The organism is Lysobacter daejeonensis GH1-9, assembly GCF_000768355.1.
Lineage (GTDB): Bacteria > Pseudomonadota > Gammaproteobacteria > Xanthomonadales > Xanthomonadaceae > Aerolutibacter > Aerolutibacter daejeonensis.
On the sequence record NZ_AVPU01000034.1, the window covers coordinates 1 to 21,134 of the forward strand.

General features: G+C 70.0%; 23 protein-coding genes and 1 pseudogene. 7 read left to right on the forward strand and 17 right to left on the reverse strand.

The window, feature by feature from the left end; all coding sequences use genetic code 11:
• Nucleotides 1–889: sensor histidine kinase (locus N800_RS13335; protein WP_036139621.1), on the reverse strand; the 889-nt coding region annotated here is incomplete at its 3' end.
• Nucleotides 890–1,034: 145 nt separating this feature from the next.
• On the opposite strand from N800_RS13335, the gene N800_RS13340 reads away from it, so the two are divergent.
• Entirely contained in the window at nt 1,035–1,763 is a 729-nt protein-coding gene (locus N800_RS13340; protein WP_036139623.1) for a hypothetical protein, read from the forward strand.
• Nucleotides 1,764–1,830: 67 nt separating this feature from the next.
• Here the strand turns inward: N800_RS13340 and N800_RS13345 are convergent, their stop codons facing one another.
• The gene (locus N800_RS13345; protein WP_052108258.1) at nt 1,831–3,399 is read right to left on the reverse strand and encodes a TIGR00341 family protein; all 1,569 of its coding nucleotides are present in this window, start codon (nt 3,397–3,399) and stop codon (nt 1,831–1,833) included.
• Between the two features lie 63 nt (nt 3,400–3,462).
• Entirely contained in the window at nt 3,463–4,356 is an 894-nt protein-coding gene (gene phhA, locus N800_RS13350; RefSeq protein WP_036139625.1) for a phenylalanine 4-monooxygenase, read from the reverse strand.
• A 215-nt stretch (nt 4,357–4,571) separates the two neighbouring features.
• Here phhA and N800_RS13355 point away from each other — a divergent pair, with 215 nt between their 5' ends.
• The gene (locus N800_RS13355; protein WP_036139626.1) at nt 4,572–5,048 is read left to right on the forward strand and encodes an Lrp/AsnC family transcriptional regulator; all 477 of its coding nucleotides are present in this window, start codon (nt 4,572–4,574) and stop codon (nt 5,046–5,048) included.
• Nucleotides 5,049–5,143: 95 nt separating this feature from the next.
• Here the strand turns inward: N800_RS13355 and N800_RS13360 are convergent, their stop codons facing one another.
• From N800_RS13360 to N800_RS13385, 6 genes are all read right to left on the reverse strand, one after another.
• Complete coding sequence (locus N800_RS13360; RefSeq protein WP_036139629.1) at nt 5,144–6,184, reverse strand: patatin-like phospholipase family protein; 1,041 nt, start codon at nt 6,182–6,184, stop codon at nt 5,144–5,146.
• Nucleotides 6,185–6,305: 121 nt separating this feature from the next.
• Nucleotides 6,306–7,334, reverse strand: coding sequence for a TIGR00266 family protein (locus N800_RS13365; protein WP_036139631.1), 1,029 nt, complete (start codon nt 7,332–7,334; stop codon nt 6,306–6,308).
• Nucleotides 7,335–7,405: 71 nt separating this feature from the next.
• Nucleotides 7,406–9,064, reverse strand: a complete 1,659-nt coding sequence (locus N800_RS13370) for a M20/M25/M40 family metallo-hydrolase (protein ID WP_198032555.1) — start codon at nt 9,062–9,064, stop codon at nt 7,406–7,408.
• 186 nt (nt 9,065–9,250) lie between these two features.
• Nucleotides 9,251–9,793 (reverse strand): outer membrane beta-barrel protein, encoded by a 543-nt coding sequence (locus tag N800_RS15455; RefSeq protein ID WP_052108260.1) that lies wholly within the window; start codon nt 9,791–9,793, stop codon nt 9,251–9,253.
• Between the two features lie 103 nt (nt 9,794–9,896).
• On the reverse strand, nt 9,897–10,664 hold the full coding sequence (locus N800_RS13380) for a rhomboid family intramembrane serine protease (protein ID WP_036139634.1): 768 nt from the start codon (nt 10,662–10,664) through the stop codon (nt 9,897–9,899).
• Between the two features lie 61 nt (nt 10,665–10,725).
• Complete coding sequence (locus N800_RS13385) at nt 10,726–11,685, reverse strand: TerC family protein (RefSeq protein WP_036139637.1); 960 nt, start codon at nt 11,683–11,685, stop codon at nt 10,726–10,728.
• Nucleotides 11,686–11,916: 231 nt separating this feature from the next.
• Here N800_RS13385 and N800_RS13390 point away from each other — a divergent pair, with 231 nt between their 5' ends.
• Nucleotides 11,917–13,101 carry a class I SAM-dependent rRNA methyltransferase gene (locus N800_RS13390; RefSeq protein ID WP_036139639.1) on the forward strand — a complete coding sequence of 395 codons (1,185 nt, stop codon included), beginning with the start codon at nt 11,917–11,919 and terminating at the stop codon, nt 13,099–13,101.
• A gap of 4 nt (nt 13,102–13,105) precedes the next feature.
• Here the strand turns inward: N800_RS13390 and N800_RS13395 are convergent, their stop codons facing one another.
• Both N800_RS13395 and N800_RS13400 read right to left on the reverse strand, forming a co-directional pair.
• The gene (locus tag N800_RS13395; protein ID WP_232227669.1) at nt 13,106–13,612 is read right to left on the reverse strand and encodes a GFA family protein; all 507 of its coding nucleotides are present in this window, start codon (nt 13,610–13,612) and stop codon (nt 13,106–13,108) included.
• Between the two features lie 5 nt (nt 13,613–13,617).
• On the reverse strand, nt 13,618–13,965 hold the full coding sequence (locus tag N800_RS13400; protein ID WP_036139644.1) for a GFA family protein: 348 nt from the start codon (nt 13,963–13,965) through the stop codon (nt 13,618–13,620).
• Between the two features lie 153 nt (nt 13,966–14,118).
• On the opposite strand from N800_RS13400, the gene N800_RS13405 reads away from it, so the two are divergent.
• A complete protein-coding gene (locus N800_RS13405; RefSeq protein WP_036139647.1) occupies nt 14,119–15,555 on the forward strand; it encodes a DNA recombination protein RmuC in 1,437 nt (478 codons plus the stop codon).
• A gap of 33 nt (nt 15,556–15,588) precedes the next feature.
• Here N800_RS13405 and N800_RS13410 read toward each other — a convergent pair whose 3' ends face one another.
• The 6 genes from N800_RS13410 to N800_RS13435 form a co-directional block, all read right to left on the reverse strand.
• On the reverse strand, nt 15,589–16,770 hold the full coding sequence (locus N800_RS13410; RefSeq protein ID WP_052108261.1) for an MlaA family lipoprotein: 1,182 nt from the start codon (nt 16,768–16,770) through the stop codon (nt 15,589–15,591).
• Between the two features lie 74 nt (nt 16,771–16,844).
• Entirely contained in the window at nt 16,845–17,144 is a 300-nt protein-coding gene (locus tag N800_RS13415; RefSeq protein ID WP_036139649.1) for an STAS domain-containing protein, read from the reverse strand.
• A gap of 2 nt (nt 17,145–17,146) precedes the next feature.
• Nucleotides 17,147–17,803 (reverse strand): MlaC/ttg2D family ABC transporter substrate-binding protein, encoded by a 657-nt coding sequence (locus N800_RS13420; RefSeq protein WP_036139653.1) that lies wholly within the window; start codon nt 17,801–17,803, stop codon nt 17,147–17,149.
• A gap of 9 nt (nt 17,804–17,812) precedes the next feature.
• Nucleotides 17,813–18,364: an outer membrane lipid asymmetry maintenance protein MlaD gene (gene mlaD / locus N800_RS13425; protein ID WP_052108262.1), complete on the reverse strand. Its 552-nt coding sequence runs from the start codon at nt 18,362–18,364 to the stop codon at nt 17,813–17,815.
• Nucleotides 18,365–18,434: 70 nt separating this feature from the next.
• Complete coding sequence (locus tag N800_RS13430; RefSeq protein WP_036139656.1) at nt 18,435–19,184, reverse strand: MlaE family lipid ABC transporter permease subunit; 750 nt, start codon at nt 19,182–19,184, stop codon at nt 18,435–18,437.
• Between the two features lie 37 nt (nt 19,185–19,221).
• Nucleotides 19,222–20,010 carry an ABC transporter ATP-binding protein gene (locus N800_RS13435; protein WP_036139658.1) on the reverse strand — a complete coding sequence of 263 codons (789 nt, stop codon included), beginning with the start codon at nt 20,008–20,010 and terminating at the stop codon, nt 19,222–19,224.
• 239 nt (nt 20,011–20,249) lie between these two features.
• Here N800_RS13435 and rpmH point away from each other — a divergent pair, with 239 nt between their 5' ends.
• The 3 genes and pseudogenes from rpmH to N800_RS15965 form a co-directional block, all read left to right on the forward strand.
• The gene (rpmH, locus tag N800_RS13440; protein ID WP_036139660.1) at nt 20,250–20,390 is read left to right on the forward strand and encodes a 50S ribosomal protein L34; all 141 of its coding nucleotides are present in this window, start codon (nt 20,250–20,252) and stop codon (nt 20,388–20,390) included.
• 43 nt (nt 20,391–20,433) lie between these two features.
• A complete protein-coding gene (rnpA, locus tag N800_RS13445; protein ID WP_036139663.1) occupies nt 20,434–20,928 on the forward strand; it encodes a ribonuclease P protein component in 495 nt (164 codons plus the stop codon).
• Nucleotides 20,929–20,955: 27 nt separating this feature from the next.
• Nucleotides 20,956–21,134: pseudogene (locus N800_RS15965) on the forward strand (membrane protein insertase YidC); the annotation flags it as partial.

The following is a 21,134-nucleotide window of genomic DNA, read 5'->3' on the forward strand; positions in this document are numbered from 1 at the left end:
CACTGTTGGTCAGCGCTTCCTGCACCACCCGCAGCACGGTATCGGCCACGGCGGCGTCGCCGATGCGCACGTCGTCGTCGATCGCCAGCTGCAGCGCGGGGCGCGGCAGCGGGGCGGCGAGCGCGCGCAGCGCCGTGGCCAGATCCAGGCCGCGGCTGTCACGCAGTTGCTGCACGACGTTGCGCAGGTCACCCATCAGCTCGCCCGCCATCTGCTGGGCGACCGCCAGTTCGCGCCGGTCGGCGAAGGCGGGGTTGGCGGCGAGTGCGCGCAGGTTGAGGGTCAATGCGGTGAGCTTGTGCCCGGCCACGTCGTGCAGTTCGCGTGCCACGCGCAGGCGTTCGCTGTCGCGGGCGCTGTCGGCCAGCAGCGCGCGGGTGGCAAGCAAGTCAGCGTTGACCCGGGCGAGGGCGTCGCGCGCACGCTCGGCGGTGGTGGCGTAGTGCGAGGTCAGTGCCGCGAAGGCCTGGAAGCCCAGGTACAGCAGGGTCATGACCAGCGGTGCCTCGTGGCCGCCCTGGCGCACGATGAAGTACGCGATCGCGTTGGCCGCCAGCGTCGCCAGCAACGCGGTGCGCATCGGCAAGATATAGGCGGCCACCCCCACCCACACCACCAGCAGGACCTGCGGCGTGCCCAGGCGCGGTGCCAGGGCCAGCAGCGCCAAGGCCAACGGCGGCATCGTCCACAGCAAGGCAAGGGCCAGCCGCGGCCGCCGATGCTCGACCAGATCGCGCACCACCAGTGCGAGCGCGAACGCCACCAGCAGCGCGAATGCCGGCGCCTGCCGCTCCGGCGCCACCCAGCGCAGGGTCAGCCCAAGCGCGGCCAGTGTGGACAGGCCCGCCAGGTTCAGCGGCTGCAGGAGGTGGCGCAGGGCAGGAGGCATGCACGCATGCTGCGGTGGCCGTGGCGCCACGGCAATGGCTGACGCGAAGAAAGTGACTTCCGGCAGGGCGAGGTGGTGACTTCGGGAACTGGGGTGCGTGTGGCCGTGCGAGCAGCCTGTGCATGTCCCAATCCGGAGCCGTGCCATGTCCCCGACCGCCGCCCTGCTGGCCGCGTATCCCGCCCTCGCCGTCGCCCACGCCGGCGTCGGCACCGTCGCACTCGCGGCGTTCTGGACCGCTGCATTCGCCCGCAAGGGCAGTACCCTGCATCGCCGCGTCGGCCAGGTCTACCTGCTGGCGATGGCGGGGATCGTGGCCAGCGGCGGGGCGCTCGCGGTGGGCAAGTGGCTTGAGGGTCGCGTGGTGGCGGCCGCGTTCCTCGGCTATCTGCTGGTGATCACCGCGGCGGCGGTGTGGAGCGCGTGGCGCGCGGTGCGCGACCGCGCGGACGTCGTCCGTTACACCGGCCCGGTGTTCGTGACGCTGGGCGTGGCCAGCTTCCTCGCCGGCGCCGGGGTGCTGGCCTTGGGCCTGGCCAAGGGCGTGCCGCTGCTGGTCGGCTTCTCCGCCGTGGGCTTGGTGGTGGGCGCGGACATGGTGCGCAAGCGCCTGCGCCGCGAGACGCTGGCCGCGCGCCCGCTGTGGTGGCGCACCGAGCACTACACCGCGATGCTCGGCAATGCCGTGGCGACCCACATCGCGTTCTTGAGCATCGGCCTGCCGAAGCTGTTGCCGGCGGTGAGCGGCAGCGCGCTGTACTACGCCGCCTGGTTCGGTCCGTTGGTGCTGGCGCTGGTGGCCAAAGCCTGGCTGGACCGCAAGTACCGCCCCGCGCCTCGTCGCGGACCGCAGCCGCTCGCGGCACGCGCGTGAGCGACGCGGGCGACGGCGGCGGGTTCTGGTGGTGCGGAGGCGGGACCTTGGCGCCGGGTGGACTGCCTCAGCGCGCCGGCGGCGACAGCGCGGCCAGCACCAGATCGACCGAGCCGGCCGGACGCTCCGCTTCGTGCATGATCTCGGCCTGCACTCCGTGCGTGCCCAGCCACTGGGCCACGGCCTGCGCGCGGGTCGTGGCCAGGGCCGCGTCACGACCACCGGTGGCGATCTGCACGTTGCTTACCCGCCAGCGCTGCAAGGCCCAACGTGCCAGCCCCAACTCGCGCTGAGCCGCGTCCGACAGCGCCGTGTTGTCGCCGTCGAAGGCAATGCCGGGCAGCGCCTGCAGCGAGGGGACCACCTCAATGCCGTTGGCCGCCGCCGGTTCGCCGGCGCCTCCTCGCAGGTACGCCTCCAGGGCCCGCGCGCGCCCCAGGTCGAGCCCGGCGCGCGCATCAAGCTGCCAGCGCACCTGCTGCCCGTCGTCGAGCGCTTCCAGCGCGCCCAGCCAAGCCACGCCACGCTCCCGCACCTGGGCCTGCAATGCCTGTCGTGCATCGCGCGCCTGTCGATCCTGATCGGCCGCGCCCTGCAGCCGCTTGACGCTCTCGCGCAGCTCCGCGATCGACGCCTGCTCGCGCGCCAGTCGCGCATCGTCGGCGGTCAGCACTTCCCGCAGTTCCACCCGCACCGGTCGGCCGAGCTGCCGCTCCAGGTCATCCTCCAGTGCGGACGCCAGTTGCGGTTTGTGCACCGGGGTCACCAGCAGCGCATCGACCGCGAGCAGTGCGCCGTCGCGGTCCACCCGCAGCGTGCTGATGCGCCCGCCAGCCTTGCGCGCGGCTTCGTCCAGCGTGGTGCGAATCGTGCGCTCGGCCAAGCCGCGTGCGGCGATATCGCGCAACGCGAGTCCCAGCGGCACCGACAGCACCAGGAACGTGCCGATGATCAGCCCGGCCTGCCAGGCGGTCTGCTCCGGCGAGTCCTCGCGGCCGAAGCCGTACCAGCGCGCCATGATGGTGACCGACAGCGCGATCGCCAGCAGGTTGGTCATGAACAGGAAGAAAGCGCCACCGGCCACGTGCATGTTGCCCGTGGCCACGCCGAAGCCGACCACCGCCAGTGGCGGCATCAACGCGGTGGCGATTGCCACGCCGACGATGGTCTCGCCCTTCCGGGTCACGGTCGCGTAAGCACCGGCCAAGCCGGAAAAGACCGCCACCAGCAGGTCGAACAGGGTCGGTTCGGTGCGCGCCAGGATCTCGCCGGTGGCCTCCTGCAATGGAGACACCGCGACCAGCACCATCGATGTCACCAGCGCGATGGCCACGCCCACCGCCAGCGTGCGCAGTGCCGCGCGCAGGCTGCGGAAGTCGAACGTGGCCAGCGACATGCCCAGCTCGATGATCGGCCCCATCAGCGGCGAGATCAGCATCGCGCCAATGATCACCGCCGCGGAGTTCTGCAGCAGGCCCAAGGTGGCGATGCCGCAGGACATCACCGTCATGAAGGCATAGCGCGGGGCCAGTGCCCCGCCTTCGTCCACGTGCTGCAAGACCTCGAAGCGGTCGAGCTTCAGATGCTCGCGCCGCCATTGGCGCAACCAGCGCCACCAAACCTTTGCGTCGGGCATGCCGGGTCCATGCTGGTCAACAGGAGCCCAGTCTAGCGGTCGCCGCCGCGGCGGCGGAACCGGTCAGACGTCGCCGTCGCTCAGCCAGCCCTCGCCGCTGCCGCGCTGGAACACCGTGTCGGTGTCGAGCACGCTGCCAGCCGGGATCGACTCCTGCTGTGCCAGCTTCGCGTAGATCGGGGTGAAGTCCGGCCGGGTCGCTTCCATCAACTGCTCGTAGCTGTCGATGACGAAGTAGGTCTTCTGGTAGGTGTCGATGCGGTAGCGGGTGCGCATGATCCGCTCCAGGTCGAAACCGATGCGGTTGGGCGCGGCGCTTTCCAGGCAGTGGATGGACTCGCCCTTCGACGACACGATGCCGCTGCCGTAGATGCGCAGGCCGTCGTCCTGCCTGATCAGGCCGAACTCCACCGTGTACCAGTACAGGCGGGTCAGGTTGACCAGCGCCTCCGGGCCGATGGCGTGCGCCTTGACCCCGCCGCGGCCGTAGGCGGCCATGTAGTCGGCGAACACCGGGTTCATCAGCAGCGGCACGTGGCCGAACAGGTCGTGGAACAGGTCCGGCTCGCTCAGGTAGTCCAGCTGCTCGGGCTTGCGGATCCACCACGTCACCGGGAAGCGGCGGTTGGCGAGGTGGTCGAAGAAGGTGAGCTCGGGCAGCAGGCCTTCCACGCCAACCAGCTCCCAGCCGGTGGTCGTACGCAGCACGCGGTTGAGCTCGTCGAACTTCGGGATGCGGTCCGGGGTCATGCCCATCGCCCGCTGCTGGCGCAGGAACTCGTCGCTGGCGCGGCCAACCAGGATCTCCTGCTGGCGCGCGAACAGCGTCTTCCACACGTCGTGGTCCACCTGCGAATAGCTCGACCACGGCTGCTCGACCACGGCGGTGGTGTACACCGGCACGTATCCCTTGTCGGTGAGCTGGTGTTCGACGCGGTTGGGGGTGGACGGGGTCATGGAGGGTTCCTTGCGGACAGGGGCGGCCGGCGGATCAGCGGGCATCGGCGCGACGTCCCGGAGGCGAGCGTCGACTTGGTCACTCAGGCTAACGTGGTCGGCGCGCAATCGGGTTGCAATATCAAGCGCGCCTTCGCGCAAGAACGCGGAAAACTTGTCAGAAAGGTCTTCTGTGCACAATATTATTGCGTCACCCGCACTGAACGCGCACCAACATGCCGGCCCTCGACCTTGACCGCATCGATCTCACCCTGCTCGCCGAACTGCAGCGCAACGGCCGCTTGGGCAATGCCGAGCTGGCCGAGCGGGTCCACCTCTCGCCGTCGGCGACGCTGCGCCGGGTGCAACGGCTGGAGCGCGAGGGGGTGATCAGCGGCTACCGCGCCGAGGTCAGCGCGGAGAGGCTCGGCCTGGGGTTGCAGGCCTTCGTGCGGGTGCAGCTGGGTCGGCATGACCGCGCCGCGGTGGGCGACTTCGCCGCCTTTGTCGACCAATGGGAGGAAGTCGTCGCCTGCCATGCACTGACCGGCGACATGGACTACCTGCTGCACGTGGTGGTGCAGGATCTGGACCACTTCTCCCGCTTCCTGCTGGACCGGCTGCTCAACCAGGCCGGCGTGGCCGACGTGAATTCCAGCTTCGTGCTGCGCACGGTGAAGGCGTTCCGGGGTTTGCCGCTGCCGGGACGCTGAAGCGCGAAACGGGTCGACGGAGTGCCCGGGACGGCAAATGCCGGCAGGGGCGGTGATACCGTCGATGTCGAGCACTCCGGACGGCGCGGTGCGCCTTACTGCGCACTGGCCTCGCACGCCTCGCGCCGCAGCAGCTTGTCCATCGTGCCCTGTCGGGCTTCGCAGTCAGCCTGGGCCTTGGCGGCATCCTGCGTCGCCTTCACCTGCGCCCTGCGCTGCGCCTCGGCCACGCGCGCCTGCTGCAGCTGGGCCAGCTTGGCCTTGATCTGCGGCATCGCCGCCATCGCCGCGCGTTCGCCTTCCAGGATCGCGGTGTTCTTCTGCTCGAAGTCCGCCGCGCCGATGGCCAGCACCTTGGGCTGCAGCACGATGTCGGCGCGGGCCAGCTCCAGCGCGCCCAGCTTCTGGCCCATGATCGTGATCGACTGGTTGATGTTGCCCAGCAGGCTGCCCGGCGCCTTGCCGTCGGCCTTGCTGGAGATGTCCACCGCGATGACGAAGTCCGCGCCCAGCTCGCGCGCCGCATCCACGGGCACCGGGCTGACCACGCCGCCGTCGACGTAGGTGCTGCCGGCGATCTTCACCGCCTCGAACACGCCCGGGATCGAGCTGGACGCCCGCACCGCCTGGCCGGTGTTGCCGCGCACGAACACGGTGCGCTTGCCGTCCTCCAGCCGGGTGGCGACCACGGCCAGCGGCCGCTTCATCGCCTCCAGCTTGCGCTGGGCGACCAGTTCGTTGACGTAGTCCTGCAGCTTCTGGCCCTTGATCACGCCGCCGGAGAACAGGCTGACGTCGCGGATGCGGTCCTCGTCCAGCGCGAAGGCGACCTTCTGCATCTGGAACGCGTCCATGCCGCTGGCGTACAGCGCGCCGACCACGCTGCCGGCGCTGGTGCCGGACACCACCACCGGCTGGATGCCGTTGGCTTCCAGCATCTTGATCACGCCGATGTGGGCGAAGCCCTTGGCCGCGCCGCCGCCCAGGGCGATGCCAACCTTCAGCGGCGGCACACGCACCGGGGTCACCGGCGTGGCGACCGGCGGGGTCGGCTTGACGTTGTCGCCGCCGCAGGCGCCCAGCAGCAGGACGAGGGGCAGGAGCAGCAGCGGTCGCAGGCGGAGGGCGCGGGTCATGGACAAGCCAGGGCAATGGAAAGACGGGGCGACAGCTTAGCCGCCCCAACCCCAACCGAGTGCAACCGCCGCCGCGGAATCGAAACGCGAGGAGAACCCGAGGTCCAGGCCGCTTCGCGCCTCAGAAGCTGTTGTCGCCGTCGAGGATCCGCCCCAGCCCACCGAGCACGGAACCCTCGCCGCGGTTCTGCCCGCCACCCTGCGGCGCGGCCGCGAGCATCCGCCCGGCCATGCGCGAGAACGGCAGCGACTGCAGCCACACCTTGCCCGGCCCGGTCAGCGTGGCCAGGAACACGCCTTCGCCGCCGAACAGCATGCTCTTGATGCCGCCGACCGCGCGCACGTCCATCTGCACCGTGTCGTGGAACCCGACCACGCAGCCGGTGTCCACGTCCAGGCGCTCGCCGGCCTTGAGCTCGCGCTCGACCAGCGTGCCGCCGGCGTGCACGAACACCCAGCCGTCGCCTTCCAGCTTCTGCATGATGAAGCCCTCGCCACCGAACAGGCCGGTGAGGATCTTGCGCTGCAGGTGGATGCCGACCGACACGCCGCGCGCGCCGGCCAGGAAGCTGTCCTTCTGGCAGATCAGGCGACCGCCGTGCTCATCCAGCTTCATCGCCACCACCGTGCCGGGGTAGGGCGCGGCGAACGCCACGTGCGCCTTGCCGGTGCCGGTGTGGGTGAACATCGTGGTGAACAGGCTCTCGCCGGTGAGCACGCGCTTGCCGGCGGAGAGCAGCTTGTCCATGAAACCGCCGCCCTGGCCGCTGTGCGAGCCGTCGCCGAACACCGTGTCCATCTGCACGCTGGCGTCCTTGTACATCAGCGCGCCGGCTTCGGCGATGGCGCTTTCGCCCGGATCCAGCTCAACCTCGACGAAGGGCATGTCGTTGCCGACGATGCGGTAGTCGATGTCGTCGCTGCGCCTGCTGGAGCCCGCGCTGCGCGCAGCCGGCGGCGGCAGGTGCTCGGGCAGGTCCGGCGCGGTGTCGCGCAACTCGGCCACGTCGCGCACCGGGCGCCATTCGCTGAAGCCTTCGCGCCAGCAGAACGCCGACGGGTTGCGCTGCGCGTGCTCGCGCGCGGCGGCCTCGTCCAGCGGGCCGATGCGGGTGCTGTCGCTGCCGGTGTGGAAGTACCAACGGGTCATGGAGAACGTCCTGTTTGGTGGGGGATGAAGAGGGAATCACGGTAACCGCGGGAAAGCACCGTCGCCTGTGCCTAACGTGGGGTAGCGATGGCCTCGCCCGGCCGACTGACCGGCTGCCCGAAGCGCTCGCCGAAGAAGTCGCCCGCGTTCCAGCGGGGCCGCTCCGGCGCGGCGGCGATACGCAGCGCGATGCGTGCGTTGAGCCGTGCCAACCGCACCGCATCCGCGTATTGGATGGGTTGCGTGGCATCGTCGCCGGGGCGGTGGTAACGCTCGCGCAGGAACGCGTCGGCGGCCCCTTCCGGATCATCGCCCCAGCCCGCGCCTTCCACGCCCCCGGCCAAGTACACGGCGGGGATGCCGGCACGAATGAAGGGGTACTGGTCACTGCGCACGAACATGCTCTGCTCTGGTGCCGGGTCGGCTGACAGGCCCACCCCGACGTCACGCGCCGCCGCCTCGACCGTCGCCTGCAGCGTGGAGTGGCTGCTGCCGATCGGCACGACGTCATCGGCAGGGGCCAGCAGCAGCGGCATGTCGAGGTTGAGGTTGGCGACCAGCGCTGCGGGCAGCACCGGTGGGTGGCGCACGAACCAGTCCGCCCCCAGCAGCCCCGCCTCCTCGGCGGTGGTGGCCACGAACAGCAGCGAACGCTGCGGCGGAGTGGGCGCGCGGGCCAGCTCGCGTGCGCTTTCCAGCATCACCGCCACGCCGAGCGCGTTGTCCAGGGCGCCGTTGTAGACCGCGTCGCCGTGCACGGGCACACCGATGCCCACGTGGTCGAGGTGGGCCGTGAAGACGATGTGGTCTGCGGCGCGAAGGCCGCGGCCAGGCAGCCGCGCCACCACGTTGGGCGATGCCAGCGGGCGGATGTCGGTGGGGGTGCCCAAGGTCATTGTCCCCGGCAGGGAGAATCCGCGCAGCGTGCCGGCATCCGCGGCCGCCAGCAGCGCGTCATAGTCGTGCCCGCTGCCGGCAAAAAGGCGCGGTGCCGCCTGTGCGCTGACGGCTGCGACGGCGCGCAATTCCGCAAACCCGTCGATCGCACCGCCGACGCGTCCGCACTCGGCCGTCGTGCAGCGCAGCCGCAAGGCCGGGCGCGCCCATGCCGCGGCGATCTGGCGCCAGGGCCGCTGGGCTTCGTCACCGCGCGTACTGACCAGGACCGCGCCCACTGCGCCCCGTGCGACCAGCAGCTCCAGCTTGCGACGCAGCGACCCGTGGAAGGCGCGTGCATCTGGCCCGAGCCGTGCCGGTGCGCCACCGAGCACCACTGCGATCCGGCCACGCAAGTCCAGGCCATCGAAATCGTCATGCCCGGTCTCTGGCGCCTGCACCCCTTGGCCGACGAACACTGCCGGTGCGGTGACCGTGCTGGATGCACGATTGAAGTCCGGCGCCGGCAGGAACTCGTCGGCGAAGGCGAAGGCGTGGTCACTGCCGTCGCGATGCAGGACCAGCGCGGCCCCGTCGCGCCTGCGAACGGCCCGCAACAGCGGCACGTGCTGCAGGTAGCCACCCTTATCGCCTGCTGGAATCAGCCCCAGTTGCCGGAAGCGCGCAGCCACGTAGGCTGCCGCGCGTGCATGGCCACGCGTGCCGGCCTCGCGTCCTTCCATCACATCGTCGGCCAAGCGGCGGACGTCGGCTTCGATCCGGGCCTGGGCCGCGCGGGTCGCGGCGTTGTCGTGGTCCCGCCGGCATCCTGCGGACAGCACCAACAAAGCCACTACCGCGCCGAGGCGGGCCTGCGCACAAAGTCGACGGGACCAGCCAACGCACGGCCTTGGCATGGAGGGCTCCACCGGAGGACAGCGCGCACGCTAGCACGTGTGCCTGTTCCGCCAAACGTTTCATCCCTTCGAACGAAAACGGCCACCCGGAGGTGGCCGTCGTCGTCATCGCGGCAGCGACGATCAGAAGCGGAACTCACCACCGAAGGTGAAGGTTTCCAGCTTCATGTCGGTGTCGAATGCATTCGGCTTGGTGTAGTCGTAGTTCAAGCTCAGGCCGAACGCCGGGGTGAAGTCGTAACCGGCGCCCACGCCGATGTACGGCTTGGTCTTCTTCTCCGAAGCGCGGCCCAGGCCGGAGACGGCAAAGTCGGTGTTGACGCGGACCGCGCCGGCGCGGCCCTGCAGGAAGAAGCCGGTGTCGGCGTCGGTGCCGAAGTGGGTCTTGCCGACCACGCCCAGGCCGATGCCATCGACGTCGACCGAAACGCCGTTCTCGGCGTCGCTGCCGTACGACGTGTAGAAGCCTTCCACGCCGATGTTCTTGTTGAAGAAGTAACCGCCTCGCAGGCTGTAGCTGTTGTCGTCGCCTTCTTCGCCCTCGAGGGTGAGGTAGGTGGTGCCGAGTTCGGCGCGGACGAAGCCGTGGGCGTCGTCAGCAGCGAAGGCGGGGGCCGAGAGGGCGGCGAAGGCGAGCACGGCGGAGGAAGCGAGCATCTTGTTCATGGCAGGGTCTCCAAACCCGAAAGATCACCCCTGGAATGGGGCGCGCAATCGTGAATGGGCACATTCAGCAAAGTCAACAAGGATTTAACAACCCGAGGGTGATTCAGGAGTCCGGCCGACGGAACGGGAGCACTTCGCCGCCGTTGGAAGCGCCGCCGGGGCGGTTCCAAAGCACGGGCACCTCGCTGGGCCGGGGGGGCTCCAGCGGATCCGTCTCGGCGATGGCCAACGCATCTTCTTCTTCCCAGCTGTAGCGCTTTCGCGGCGGCAGCGGATCGCGGTGGCGCAGCAGCAGCGCGGCGATCACGCCAGCCACCGCGCCGCCCAGGTGCGATTGCCACGACACGCCGGCCTCGCGCGGCAGCACCGTCAGCAGCATGCCGCCGTACAGCAGGAAGGCGATCATGGCCGCCGCGATCGAGGGCCGGTCGCGGCGCAGCACGCCCAGTACGAAGACCAGAAACATCAGCCCGTGGGTCAGCCCGCTGGCCCCGAGGTGATGCGTACCCGGGGCCCCCAGCAGCCACGCGCCCAGCCCCGACCCCAGCCACAGCAGCGGCAGCGCCGGCAGCGTGGCCCGCGGATACACCGCACCCGCCAGCGTCCCCAGCAGCAGCAGGGAGATCGCATTGGCGGCCAGGTGCTCCAGCGAGCCATGCAACACCGGCGCCGTCGCCAGCCCGGCCAGGCCCGCCAGCGACCCCGGGGTGACCGACCAGCGCGCCACATCGAACTGGCCCTGCGCGGCGAACACGGCGACCAGCAGCAGCACGAACGCGAGGCTGGCATTGAGCGCCCGCACCAGCCGCCGCCGGTCGGCGGCGCGTTGGGCGGGGGTGTCGAGCGGGTGGTCGGGCGTAGGCAGGTGCATGTTCAATCACGTGGCGGCGCGTTCGCCATTTGCAAGGCGGGCGTGGGCCGACGTCACGCAATCACCCCGCCGGCGGCAGGCGCGGCGGGAAGCGCAGGCTGAACGCCACCGTCGCACCGATCACCGCGACCACCACGCCCAACGACACCGGCAGCGGGATCTTCACCACGTCGACCAGCAGCATCTTGCTGCCGATGAACATCAGCACCAGCGCCAGGCCGTACGGCAGCAGGTGGAAGCGGTTGGCCATGCCGGCGAGCAGGAAGAACATCGCGCGCAGGCCCAGCACCGCGAACACGTTGGAGGTCAGCACGATGAACGGGTCGGTGGTGATGGCGAAGATCGCCGGGATGCTGTCCACCGCGAAGATCACGTCGGTGATGCCGATCAGCACCACCACCAGGAACAGCGGGGTGAAGCGCAGCACGCCCGCCTCGCGCACCGCCAGGCGGTTGCCGCGGTAGTCGGCGGTGAGCGGCAGGTGCCCGCGCATCCAGCGCAGCAGCGGGTTGCGCTCCAGGTCCGGCTCCTTGCCGGCGAACCACAGCATCTTCACGCCGGTTACCAGCAGGAACACGCCGAACACGTAGAGGATCCAGTGGAACTTCGCCAGCAGCATCGCGCCGGCGAAGATCATCAGCGCGCGCAGCACGATCGCGCCCAGCACGCCGATCACCAGCACCTTCTGCCGCTGCTCCTCCGGCACCGCGAAGTAGGTGAACAGCATCAGGAACACGAAGATGTTGTCGACCGCCAGCGACTTCTCCACCAGGTAGCCGGTGAGGAACTCCAGGGCCACGCGCTGGCCTTCCGCCGCGCCGGCCTGGTCGCTGACGTACCACCACAGGCCGAGGTTGAACAGCAGCGCCAGCGCGACCCAGCCGATGCTCCACAGCAGGGCCTCGCGGAAGGTGACGCGGTGCGGGCCGCCGTGGCGCATCAGCACCAGGTCGACGAGCAGGGCGATGGCGATGATGGCGGCGAATCCGCCCCACAGCAGGGGGGTACCGATGGTGGTCATGCTAAGTCCTCGCAAGCAGGCTTCGGGGCTGCGGCGGAGGACGGATGGACGCACCTTCGCCGCGATCGGCGAAGGTCTTGCTCGCAACCCGGGCGGGTTGCCGACGGACCGGAGCGGGAGGCTCGTAATGACGGTCGCGGCGTGAGGGAGCTACTCCCCTTCGATCCACCAGCCTAAACCAGTGCCCGCCGCGCGGCAAATCCCGCCGCCGCGGCCCGGTACAATGGGCGGATGAACCGCGATCCCCACGCCGAAGTCCCCACCGTTCGCCTCAAGAACGCGTGGAAGTCCACCCATCCCTGGATCTTCCAGCGCCTGGTCGACAAGCCCGCGCAGCGCCCCAAGCCCGGGGCCATCGTCGACGTGCTGGGCGTGGACGGCGACTGGATCGGACGTGGCTTCTACAACGGCCATTCGCGCATCGCCGTGCGCATCCTCGAGGCCGACCGCAACATCCCGGTGGACGCGGCCTGGTTTGCGCGCAAGATCGCCGAAGCGGTGTCGCTGCGCCGCGACGTGCTGAAGCTGGACGAAGTCAGCGATGCCTGGCGTGTGGTGCACAGCGAAGGCGACGGCCTGTCCGGGCTGGTGGTGGACCGCTACGGCGACCTGCTGGTGGTTGAGTTCTTCAGCGCCGGCATGTTCCGCCACCGCGAGTGGATCTTCGACGCCCTGCGCGCGCAGTTCCCTAGCTGCCGCTTCTACAGCTTCGCCGAGGAACACGTGCAGAAGCAGGAGTCGTTCGACTACCGCGGCAGCGATCCGGTGCCGCCGGCGGTCATCACCGAATACGGCGTGAAGTTCCGCGCTGACCCGGCCGGCGCGCACAAGACCGGCTTCTTCGCCGACCAGCGCGAGAACCGCGAGTGGCTGTCGCGCCAGGTGGCGGGCAAGCGGGTGCTCGACCTGTGCTGCAACACCGGCGGTTTCGGCGTGTACGCCAAGGCCAAGGGCGGGGCCGAGGAAGTGGTCGGCATCGACATCGACCAGGACGTGATCGACATCGCCCGCGGCAACGCCAAGCTCAACGGAGCGCAGGTGAAGTTCGTGCAGGCCGACATCTTCCCGTGGCTGCGCGACGCCGGTAACCGTGGCGATTTCTTCGACGTGGTGATCCTCGACCCGGCCAAGATGACCCGCGACCGCGAACAGGTCATCCCGGCATTGAAGAAGTACCTGGACATGAACAAGCTGGCGCTGAGCGTGGTCAAGCCCGGCGGCCTGTTCGCCACGTTCTCGTGCACCGGGCTAGTCAGCGAGGACCAGTTCCTCGACATGCTGCGCCGCGCGGCGTTCTACTCCGGCCGCACCGTGCAGGTGCTCAAGGTCGCCGGCGCCGGCGCCGACCACCCGTGGCTCGCCCAAGTGCCGGAATCGCGCTACCTCAAGGCGGTGTTCTGCCGCGTGCTGGACTGATCGCTCAGGCGGACGGCGTGAAGCGTGCCTTTGCGTCGCGGTAGCGCTGCAGCGCCTCCGCCGACCACTCCACCCGCAGGTCGTAGAATTCGGCGAAGGCGCGCGCGTTGGCCGGCAGCACCAGCCACGGCAATTTCGAGGCGGTGTAGATGTGGACGTCCGGCGGCAGTGCGTCGGGCGTGTCGAGCGTGCCGACGCGAACGAAGGCGATCGCCTCGCCACCACCGGGGTAGTGGCTCCACAGCGCCACTCGGCACTGCGGGCAGCGCATGATGCGCTGGCCTTTGCCGCTTGCCGACGGCACCGGCACCGCTTCCGGCGCACCCTGCAGCACGGCCACGCGATCGGTTTCCACCATGGCATTGAGCGCGAATGCACTGCCGGTCTCACGCTGGCACCAACGGCAGTGGCAGGCGTGCACCACCAGCGGCATGGCGTCGAGGCGATAGCGCACCACGCCGCACGTGCAATGGCCTTCGAGCGGAAGCTGCGCCAGATCGACCATGGCCATCCCGCCTACTTCGACCGGCCGTCGTAGTGCTGCACCGGCACCGCGTCGAGGTCGATGTCCTCCAGGCAGCGGATGTTGATCGCCGCCACCGCGTTGCCCTTGGGGTCGGTGCCCTCGCCGAACGGGTGCATGCCGCAGGTCGGGCAGAAGCGGTGTTTGATCACATGCCGGTTGAAGGTGTACGTCGCCAGTACGTCGTCGCCCGCGGTGACGCGCAGCTGCTCGCGCGGCACGAACCACAGCAGCGAGCCCTTGCGCTGGCAGATCGAGCAGTTGCAGGCGAGCGCGCCGGTGATCTCGCCGTCGACCTCGAACTTTACCTGCCCGCAGTGGCAGGAACCGGTGTGCGTCATGCCGCGTCTCCCTCAAGCCTGGGTAGGTGGTGCCGACGATACTCCTCGACCTTCCTTGCAGCATCCCCGGCGCACCAGGCCGGACCGCCTGTCGCCCGCATCGCACCCGCTGCCAGTCTCAACCGCCGCGACGCGGGCGGCTACACTGGCGCCATGCCCGATATCTCCCTGTTGCTGGTCCTGTTGCTGGTCGCCGTTGCGGTGGCGATCGTCCTGCTGGTGGTGCTGCTGCTGCGCCGGCCCGACGCCGCGCTGGCGACCCTGCGCGAACGTCTGGAGCAGGCACTGCGCGAGGAACAACGTGGCGGCCGCGGGGAGCTGCGCCAGCAATTGGACAGCCTGTCGGCTCAGCAGGAGCAGCGCATCGAAGGGTTCGGCGCGCGCCTGACCGATTTCACCACCCGCACCGACGCCCGCCTCACCGAGCTGAGCACGCGCACCGATGCGCGCCTGGACGTGCTGCGTGAGGCGCTGGCCGACGATGCGCTGAAGGCACGCACCGCCGCCATCGAGGACGCACACCGTTTCCGCACCGAAGTGGCCGAGCAGCAACAGCGCCACGCCGAAGGCCTGTCGCAACGCCTGCAGGAACTGACCGCGCGCAACGAACTGCGCATCGGTGAAATGCGCGCCACGCTGGAACAGAAGTTGCGCGAGCTGCAAACCGACAACGCGGCCAAGCTGGAACAGATGCGCGCCACCGTCGACGAGAAGCTGCATGCGACGCTGGAGACGCGCCTGACCGAGAGCTTCGGCAACGTCACCCAGATGCTGGCGCAGGTGCACCAGGGCCTGGGCGACATGAACAAACTGGCCGCCGACGTCGGCGGCCTGCAACGCGTGTTGACCAACGTGAAATCGCGCGGCGTGTTTGGTGAGGTGCAACTGGCGGGCCTGTTGGAGCAGGTGTTCGCCCCCGACCAGTACGCCGCCAACGTGGCCACCGTGCCGGGCAGCAGCGAGCGCGTGGAATTCGCGGTGCGTTTCCCGGGCTCCAGCACGGATGCGCCGGTGTGGTTGCCGATCGACGCGAAGTTCCCGCGCGAGGACTACGAGCGGCTGCTGGACGCGCAGGAGCGCGGCGACATCGAGGCGGCACGTGTCGCCGGCGACGCGATGGAGCGCCGGGTCCGGCTCGAAGCCACGCGCATCCGCGAGAAGTACATCGCCGCCCCGCACACCACCGAATTCGCGATCCTGTTCCTGCCCACCGAGGGCCTGTACGCCGAAGTGCTGCGCCGGCCGGGCGTGGTCGAGGCGCTACAACGCGACCAGCGCATCGCGGTGGCGGGCCCGACCACGCTGCTGGCGTTGATGACCAGTTTCCAGATGGGCTTCCGCACGCTGGCCATCCAGGAGCGCTCCAGCGAGGTGTGGCGCACGCTGGGCGCGGTCAAGACCGAGTTCGGCAAGTTCGGCGTCGTGCTCGACGGGGTCAAGAAGAAGCTCGACGAGGCGAGCAACAAGATCGACGAAACCGGGCGCCGGACGCGGGTGCTTACCCGCAAACTGCGTGAGGTCGAGGCGTTGCCGCAGGAGGACAGCCAGCGCCTGCTCGGCGTGGGCGCCGAAGAGGTCGACGAGGACTGACCGCTCGAACCCGATGCCGCGGCGGCGCCGCGCTCAGTTACTGCCGTCGGTCGGCATCACCGGCATCGCATCCACCGGCACGATCGGGTTGTTGTCGTCCTTGAGGTAGTCCGGCAGCGTGTCGTCGCTGTCGAGCTGGCGGTCGCCGAAGATCTGGTAGTCGCGGCGCTGCATCCACGCGTCGCGCACCAGGGCGTAATCGTCCTCGGCGCCTTCGCGCAGGCTGTCCACCGACAGCAGCTGCGCGCGCACGTCCACCAGCTGCAGGCCCTGCAGGCCCACGCGCACCTTGTCTTCCTCGATGCCGCGCACCGGGCTGAGCGGCGCGTCGGCCACCATGCCGAAGGTATCGCGCAGTGTGCGCGGCCCGAACAGGGGAAGCTCCACGTAGCGCGAGCGCTTCCAGCCCCACACGCCCAGGGTCTGGCCGAAGTCCTCGCGGCGGTTGTCCAGCTTGGCGTCGCTGGCCGGGTCGAAGATGCCGGCGATGCCCAGCGTGGAATTGACCACGAACCGGCCCAGCGAGTGCGCGGCCTGCGCCGGCTTGCCCTGCAGCAACGCGTTGACCGCCGATACCGGTTGGCCGAGGTTGTTGAAGAAGTTGCTCACGCCCAGGCGCACCGGCCGCGGCACTGCGCGCACGTAGGCGCGCGCCAGCGGCCTCGCCACGCTGCGGTCCACCGCGTTGTTGAAGCGGTGCATGGAGCGGTTGTAGCGCTCCCACGGGTCGTAGGCGGTGCCCACGTTGGCCGGCGGCGGCAGGGTCGGGTCGGCGACCGGGTTGTAGGGCTGGCCGTTGCCGTACAGCGAGTCGAAGTCGCGTTCGGCGTCGGTGCGCGCATCGGCCGGCGGCACCGCGCCGGCGTCGTCCGCGCTGGCCGGCACCGGTTCCGCCGGCACAGGCTCGCTGGGCGCCGGCTCCACGGCCACGGGCTCGGCAGGAGCAGGTTCGGTCGGTACCGGTTCGGCGGGCGTGGGTTCGGCCGGGATCGGCTTTTCCGGCAGCGGCTCGGCGGGCGCATCGCCCTCGGCACGGCGCAGGCACTCCAGTGCCGCCTCCGCGCGTTCGCCGGCCGCGGCCATGCAGTCGCGGTAGGCCTTGGCCTGGCGGGCACTGAGCGGGGTCAGCACCTGCTGTGCCGACACCGGCGCCAACGTGGCGACCAGCAGGGCCAGGGAGGCAACGAGGAGGGGGGCAGGTCCGTATGCGCGCATGGGCTCAGTGTAGTGGCAGGCGTCGGTGCAGGGCAGCGCTCACTGCTGCCACCGGCGGAATGCTGTGTGCGGCGTCAGCGCGCAAACGCCAGCGCATCATCCAGGCGGTACGCGGTGCGCAGGTCGCCGAGGCCATCGGGCAAGCCGACGACGGTGGCGCCTTCGATGCGCGCGGCCAGCTCCGCCAGCAGCGCCAGTCCGGCACTGTCCACGCGTTCCACCGCGGCCAGGTCCAGGTGGCGGGCGCCGGTCAGCAGCGGCAACGCCTGCCGCCACAGCGCGGCGACCGCGTCCCGGGTCAGCACGCCGGCAAACACCAGCGCCCCGTCGTCGCGGCGCAGGGTGGCCGCGCCGTGGTCGTCCTGGGCGGTCATGATCAGTCGGCCGTGGCCTGCAGCTTGCCGGCCTTGATGTCGGCGGCCACCTGCGGGATCGGCTTGCGCTTGAGCGGCGCGTCGAACTGGTTGCGGAAGGTCTGCACGAAGCTCACGCCTTCGACCATTACGTCGAACGCCTTCCACTCCGAGCCCACCTTGCGCATCAGGTAGTCCACCGGCACCGGCTCGGCGCCCTGGCGCAGGTACTCGCTGGAGACCTTGACGATGGCGCCGCCGCGCAGCGGGGTCTCGGATTTCACCCGCACCTTCAGCTTGGCGTTGAGGTCCAGCAGCGACGAGCCGTAGCGCTGCATCAGGCTGTCGGCCAGCGCGTCGGCGAACACGTTGATGTCGGCCTCCGAGGCGCCGCGGCCGTGCACGCCCAGCACCAGGCGGGCGGCGTAGTCGCGGTCGAACAGCGCGTCGAACTCGCTGGCCACGAACGCGCGCAGCGCGCCGCGGTTCTTGGTGAACTCGCCGCGGCGGGCTTCCAGCGTGGTCAGGATGCGGGTGCTGTTGGTGAGCACCAGCTGGCTGGGGGTGCCGGCCTTGGCCGCGGTGGCGGCCGGAGCGGCCTTGGCCTGCGCGAACACCGAGGCCGGGGCCGCGGTCAGCAGCGCCGAGGCGATGACGATCGTGAGGAAGGAGCGCTTCATGGCTTGGGGTTATTCCTTGGGGGTCGGGGTTTCGTCCTGCAGGTAGTCCGGCGTGGCGCCGGCACCTTCGGTCGATTGCGCCGCATTGTCGCCGGCCTTGGCTCCACCGCCGCTGAACATGTACTTGCCCACCAGCTGGATCAGGTCCACCGCGGCCTGGGTCATGTAGATCTCGTCGCCGGGCTTGAGCGTTTCCGGATCGCCGCCCGGGGCGAGGTTGATGTAGCTCTCGCCCAGCAGGCCGCTGGTCAGGATGCTGGCCGCGGTGTCGGACGGCAGGTCCTTGTAGCGGCTGTTGATCGACAGGGTCACCACCGAGTCGAACTTGACCGGGTCCAGCTCGATCTTCGCGACCTGGCCGATGGCCACGCCGCCGACCTTGACCGGGGCGTTGGGACGCAGCGCGCCGATGGTGGTGAAGCGGGCGGTCAGCGGGTAGCTGTCGCTGCCGAAGCCCCACTTGCCGTTGGTGGAGGCCACCGCGAGCACCATCAGCGAGGCCAGGGCCAGCAGCAGGAAGGCGCCGACGGCGAATTCGATACGGGGACTGCGTGAGCTCATGGGTGGATCACCTTGCGAACGCGCGCAACGGTGCGCGCACGGATAACGGAACGGGGGGCGAAGGCGCGGCTCATTTGAACAGCAGCGCCGACATGACGAAGTTCAGCATCAGCACCAGCAGCGAGGCGTTGACCACCGCGCGCGTGGTCGCCACCGAGGTGCCCTCGATGGTCGGTTCGGCGTGGAAGCCGACGAAGGCCGCGGTCAGCGCCGCGGTAGCGCCGAATACCGCCGACTTCAGCAGCGAGACGAGGAAATCGTCGACGAAATCGACGTTGTCCTTCAGCGCCGGCCAGAAGTAGCCGGCGTCCAGGCCGATCACGTGCACCGCTTCCAGGTAGCTGGCGGCGATGGCGAAGCTGCAGAAGAAACCGGTCAGCAGCGGCACGCTCAGCACCGCCGCCCAGAAGCGCGGCGCCACGGCCTTGCCCACCGGGTCGATGGCCATCAGCTCCAGCGCGGTGATCTGGTCGGTGGCGCGCATCAGGCCCAGCTCGGCGGCGATGGAGCTGCCGGCGCGGCCGATGAACAGCAGTGCGGTCAGCACCGGGCCCAGTTCGCGGTACAGCGACAGGCCCAGCAGGGTGGACAGCGAGTTGCTGGCACCGAAGGTGGCGAGCGTCCGGTAGCCCTGCAGTGTCAGGACAAGACCGACGAACGCGCCACCAACGGCAATGATCGGCAGCGAACGCGCACCGATCTTGTAGATCTCGCGGGTCAGTTCGCGCCAGAAGTCGAGGGTCGGCTTGGAGGCGCGGAATACGGACAGGGTGAACAGCCCGGCCTGGCCCAGGGCGCGGGTCGCGGCGGCGAACGGCATCAGCGGCGCTCCATGGCGTGGGGGGCGTGGACGGTCATCATGCGGCCTCCGGGGTGCGCGGCGCGGCGTCGAAGGCGATCGGGCCGTCGGGTTCGCCCTTCAGGAACTGGCGCACGAACGGGTCGTCGCTGGCTTCCAGTTCGGCCGGGGTGCCGGCGAACACGATCCCGCCGTTGGCGATGACGATGGCCTGGTCGGCCACCGGCAGGGTCTCGTGCACGTGGTGGGTGACCACGATGCTGGTCAGGCCGAGGGTGTCGTTGAGCCGGCGCACCAGGTCCATGACCACGCCGCTGGCGATCGGATCCAGGCCGGTCAGGGGCTCGTCATAGATCATCAGCGGCGGGTCCAGCGCCAGCGCGCGGGCGAGCGCCACGCGCCGGGCCATGCCGCCGGAGAGTTCGCGCGGGTAGGCGTCGGCGGCGGCCTGCAGGCCCACGGCGTGCAGCTTCATCAGCACCAGCCGGCGGATCACCGGTTCCGGCAACTCGGTGTGGGTGCGCAGCGGCAGGCCCACGTTCTCGGCAGCGGTCAGGTCGGTGAGCAGGCCATTGCCCTGCAACAGCACGCCGATGCCGCGACGCAGGGCCAGCAGTTCGCGCTCGCCACGCGGCACGGCGCGGCCCAGCACCTCGACCGTGCCGGCCGCCGGCACCAGTTGCCCGGTCAGCGCCGACAGCAGGGTCGATTTGCCGCTGCCCGACGGGCCCAGCACCGCCACCACCTGCCCGCGCGGGACGTCGAGGTTGATGTCGCGCAGGATCGCGCGCCCGCCGCGTTCAAGGCGGATGTCGCGCAGGCGGACGATGGGCGAAGTGTCGGTCATGCGGGTCCCGTGGGAGGGGCGGCGCCGGGGGCGCCAAGCGGTGTCGGACGAACAAAACCCGTGCAGCTTGGCCGTGGCCGGCTGAACGGGACACTAAAGAGAGGTATCATTGTCGCAGGCCACCGGCCGGCGTGCGCAGCGCCGTGGCTGATCCGGGACGACGGTCGGTTTGGGTTGACCAGAGTGCGGCTGCGCGTTATCCTCCCAAGTCTTTTCCCGCATAAACGCAGAGCCGATCAATGGCCACCAAGCGCACTTACCAGCCCAGCAACCTCAAGCGCAAGCGCGACCACGGCTTCCGTGCCCGCATGGCGACCGCCGATGGCCGCAAGGTCCTCGCCCGCCGCCGCGCCAAGGGCCGCAAGCGTCTCTGCGCCTGAGCGCAGACTGACTCCGGCCGCCTCGCGTGGCCGTAGACGCCCGATGGCGCTGAACCGCTACCCGCGTACCGCGCGGGTCCGCGCGCGTTCCGACTTCGACCGCATCTTCAAGCACGGCCGGCGTGTGGCGCTGCCCGTGCTTGCGCTGCATTGGCAGTCCGTGCCACCGGACAGTGCTGGCGCAGGCGAAGAGGGCGTGCGGCCCCCGTCCGTGGAGGCGTCACGCCTGGGGCTGGCGGTTTCACGCAAGGTCGATCCGCGTGCGGTCGGCCGCAACCGCATCAAGCGCGTGCTGCGCGACACCTTCCGCCTGCAGCGGGCCAGACTGGCCGCGGGCGACTATGTCGTGGTCGCCCGTCCCGGCGCATCGCAGTGCGACGCCAACGCCCTGCGCGCCGCCTTCCTCGGCCTGCTCAAGCGCGCCGGTGCCTTGCGCCCACCCGAACTGCCCGCATCTCAGGGCGGTGTTGAATTGCCCGCGACTCCCGCGCCCGGCACAATGCCGGCCGCTTCCCCATCCACCGATTCCGCGTCCTGACCCGACGCCGGCCGAGCCTGCCTGCCCATGAACCAGACCCGCACGTTCCTGATCTTCGCCTGGCTGATGGTGGCCGCGCTGCTGTGGATGGAGTGGGGCAAGGAGAAGGCCGCACCGGCCACTCCGGCGGCCGTGGCACAGGCGGTCGGCGCGCCGGCCGTGCCGGCCAGTACCGCGGCGGGCAGCGTGCCCAGCGCCAGCCAGGG

Bases quoted from the DNA above. Each gene is read 5' to 3' on its own strand.
- N800_RS13340 (WP_036139623.1), top strand. From the start codon at position 1,035: ATGTCCCCGACCGCCGCCCTGCTGGCCGCGTATCCCGCCCTCGCCGTC.
- N800_RS13345 (WP_052108258.1), bottom strand. From the start codon at position 3,399: ATGCCCGACGCAAAGGTTTGGTGGCGCTGGTTGCGCCAATGGCGGCGC.
- phhA (WP_036139625.1), bottom strand. From the start codon at position 4,356: ATGACCCCGTCCACCCCCAACCGCGTCGAACACCAGCTCACCGACAAG.
- N800_RS13355 (WP_036139626.1), top strand. From the start codon at position 4,572: ATGCCGGCCCTCGACCTTGACCGCATCGATCTCACCCTGCTCGCCGAA.
- N800_RS13360 (WP_036139629.1), bottom strand. From the start codon at position 6,184: ATGACCCGCGCCCTCCGCCTGCGACCGCTGCTGCTCCTGCCCCTCGTC.
- N800_RS13365 (WP_036139631.1), bottom strand. From the start codon at position 7,334: ATGACCCGTTGGTACTTCCACACCGGCAGCGACAGCACCCGCATCGGC.
- N800_RS15455 (WP_052108260.1), bottom strand. From the start codon at position 9,793: ATGAACAAGATGCTCGCTTCCTCCGCCGTGCTCGCCTTCGCCGCCCTC.
- N800_RS13380 (WP_036139634.1), bottom strand. From the start codon at position 10,664: ATGCACCTGCCTACGCCCGACCACCCGCTCGACACCCCCGCCCAACGC.
- N800_RS13385 (WP_036139637.1), bottom strand. From the start codon at position 11,685: ATGACCACCATCGGTACCCCCCTGCTGTGGGGCGGATTCGCCGCCATC.
- N800_RS13390 (WP_036139639.1), top strand. From the start codon at position 11,917: ATGAACCGCGATCCCCACGCCGAAGTCCCCACCGTTCGCCTCAAGAAC.
- N800_RS13395 (WP_232227669.1), bottom strand. From the start codon at position 13,612: ATGGCCATGGTCGATCTGGCGCAGCTTCCGCTCGAAGGCCATTGCACG.
- N800_RS13400 (WP_036139644.1), bottom strand. From the start codon at position 13,965: ATGACGCACACCGGTTCCTGCCACTGCGGGCAGGTAAAGTTCGAGGTC.
- N800_RS13405 (WP_036139647.1), top strand. From the start codon at position 14,119: ATGCCCGATATCTCCCTGTTGCTGGTCCTGTTGCTGGTCGCCGTTGCG.
- N800_RS13410 (WP_052108261.1), bottom strand. From the start codon at position 16,770: ATGCGCGCATACGGACCTGCCCCCCTCCTCGTTGCCTCCCTGGCCCTG.
- N800_RS13415 (WP_036139649.1), bottom strand. From the start codon at position 17,144: ATGACCGCCCAGGACGACCACGGCGCGGCCACCCTGCGCCGCGACGAC.
- N800_RS13420 (WP_036139653.1), bottom strand. From the start codon at position 17,803: ATGAAGCGCTCCTTCCTCACGATCGTCATCGCCTCGGCGCTGCTGACC.
- mlaD (WP_052108262.1), bottom strand. From the start codon at position 18,364: ATGAGCTCACGCAGTCCCCGTATCGAATTCGCCGTCGGCGCCTTCCTG.
- N800_RS13430 (WP_036139656.1), bottom strand. From the start codon at position 19,184: ATGCCGTTCGCCGCCGCGACCCGCGCCCTGGGCCAGGCCGGGCTGTTC.
- N800_RS13435 (WP_036139658.1), bottom strand. From the start codon at position 20,010: ATGACCGACACTTCGCCCATCGTCCGCCTGCGCGACATCCGCCTTGAA.
- rpmH (WP_036139660.1), top strand. From the start codon at position 20,250: ATGGCCACCAAGCGCACTTACCAGCCCAGCAACCTCAAGCGCAAGCGC.
- rnpA (WP_036139663.1), top strand. From the start codon at position 20,434: ATGGCGCTGAACCGCTACCCGCGTACCGCGCGGGTCCGCGCGCGTTCC.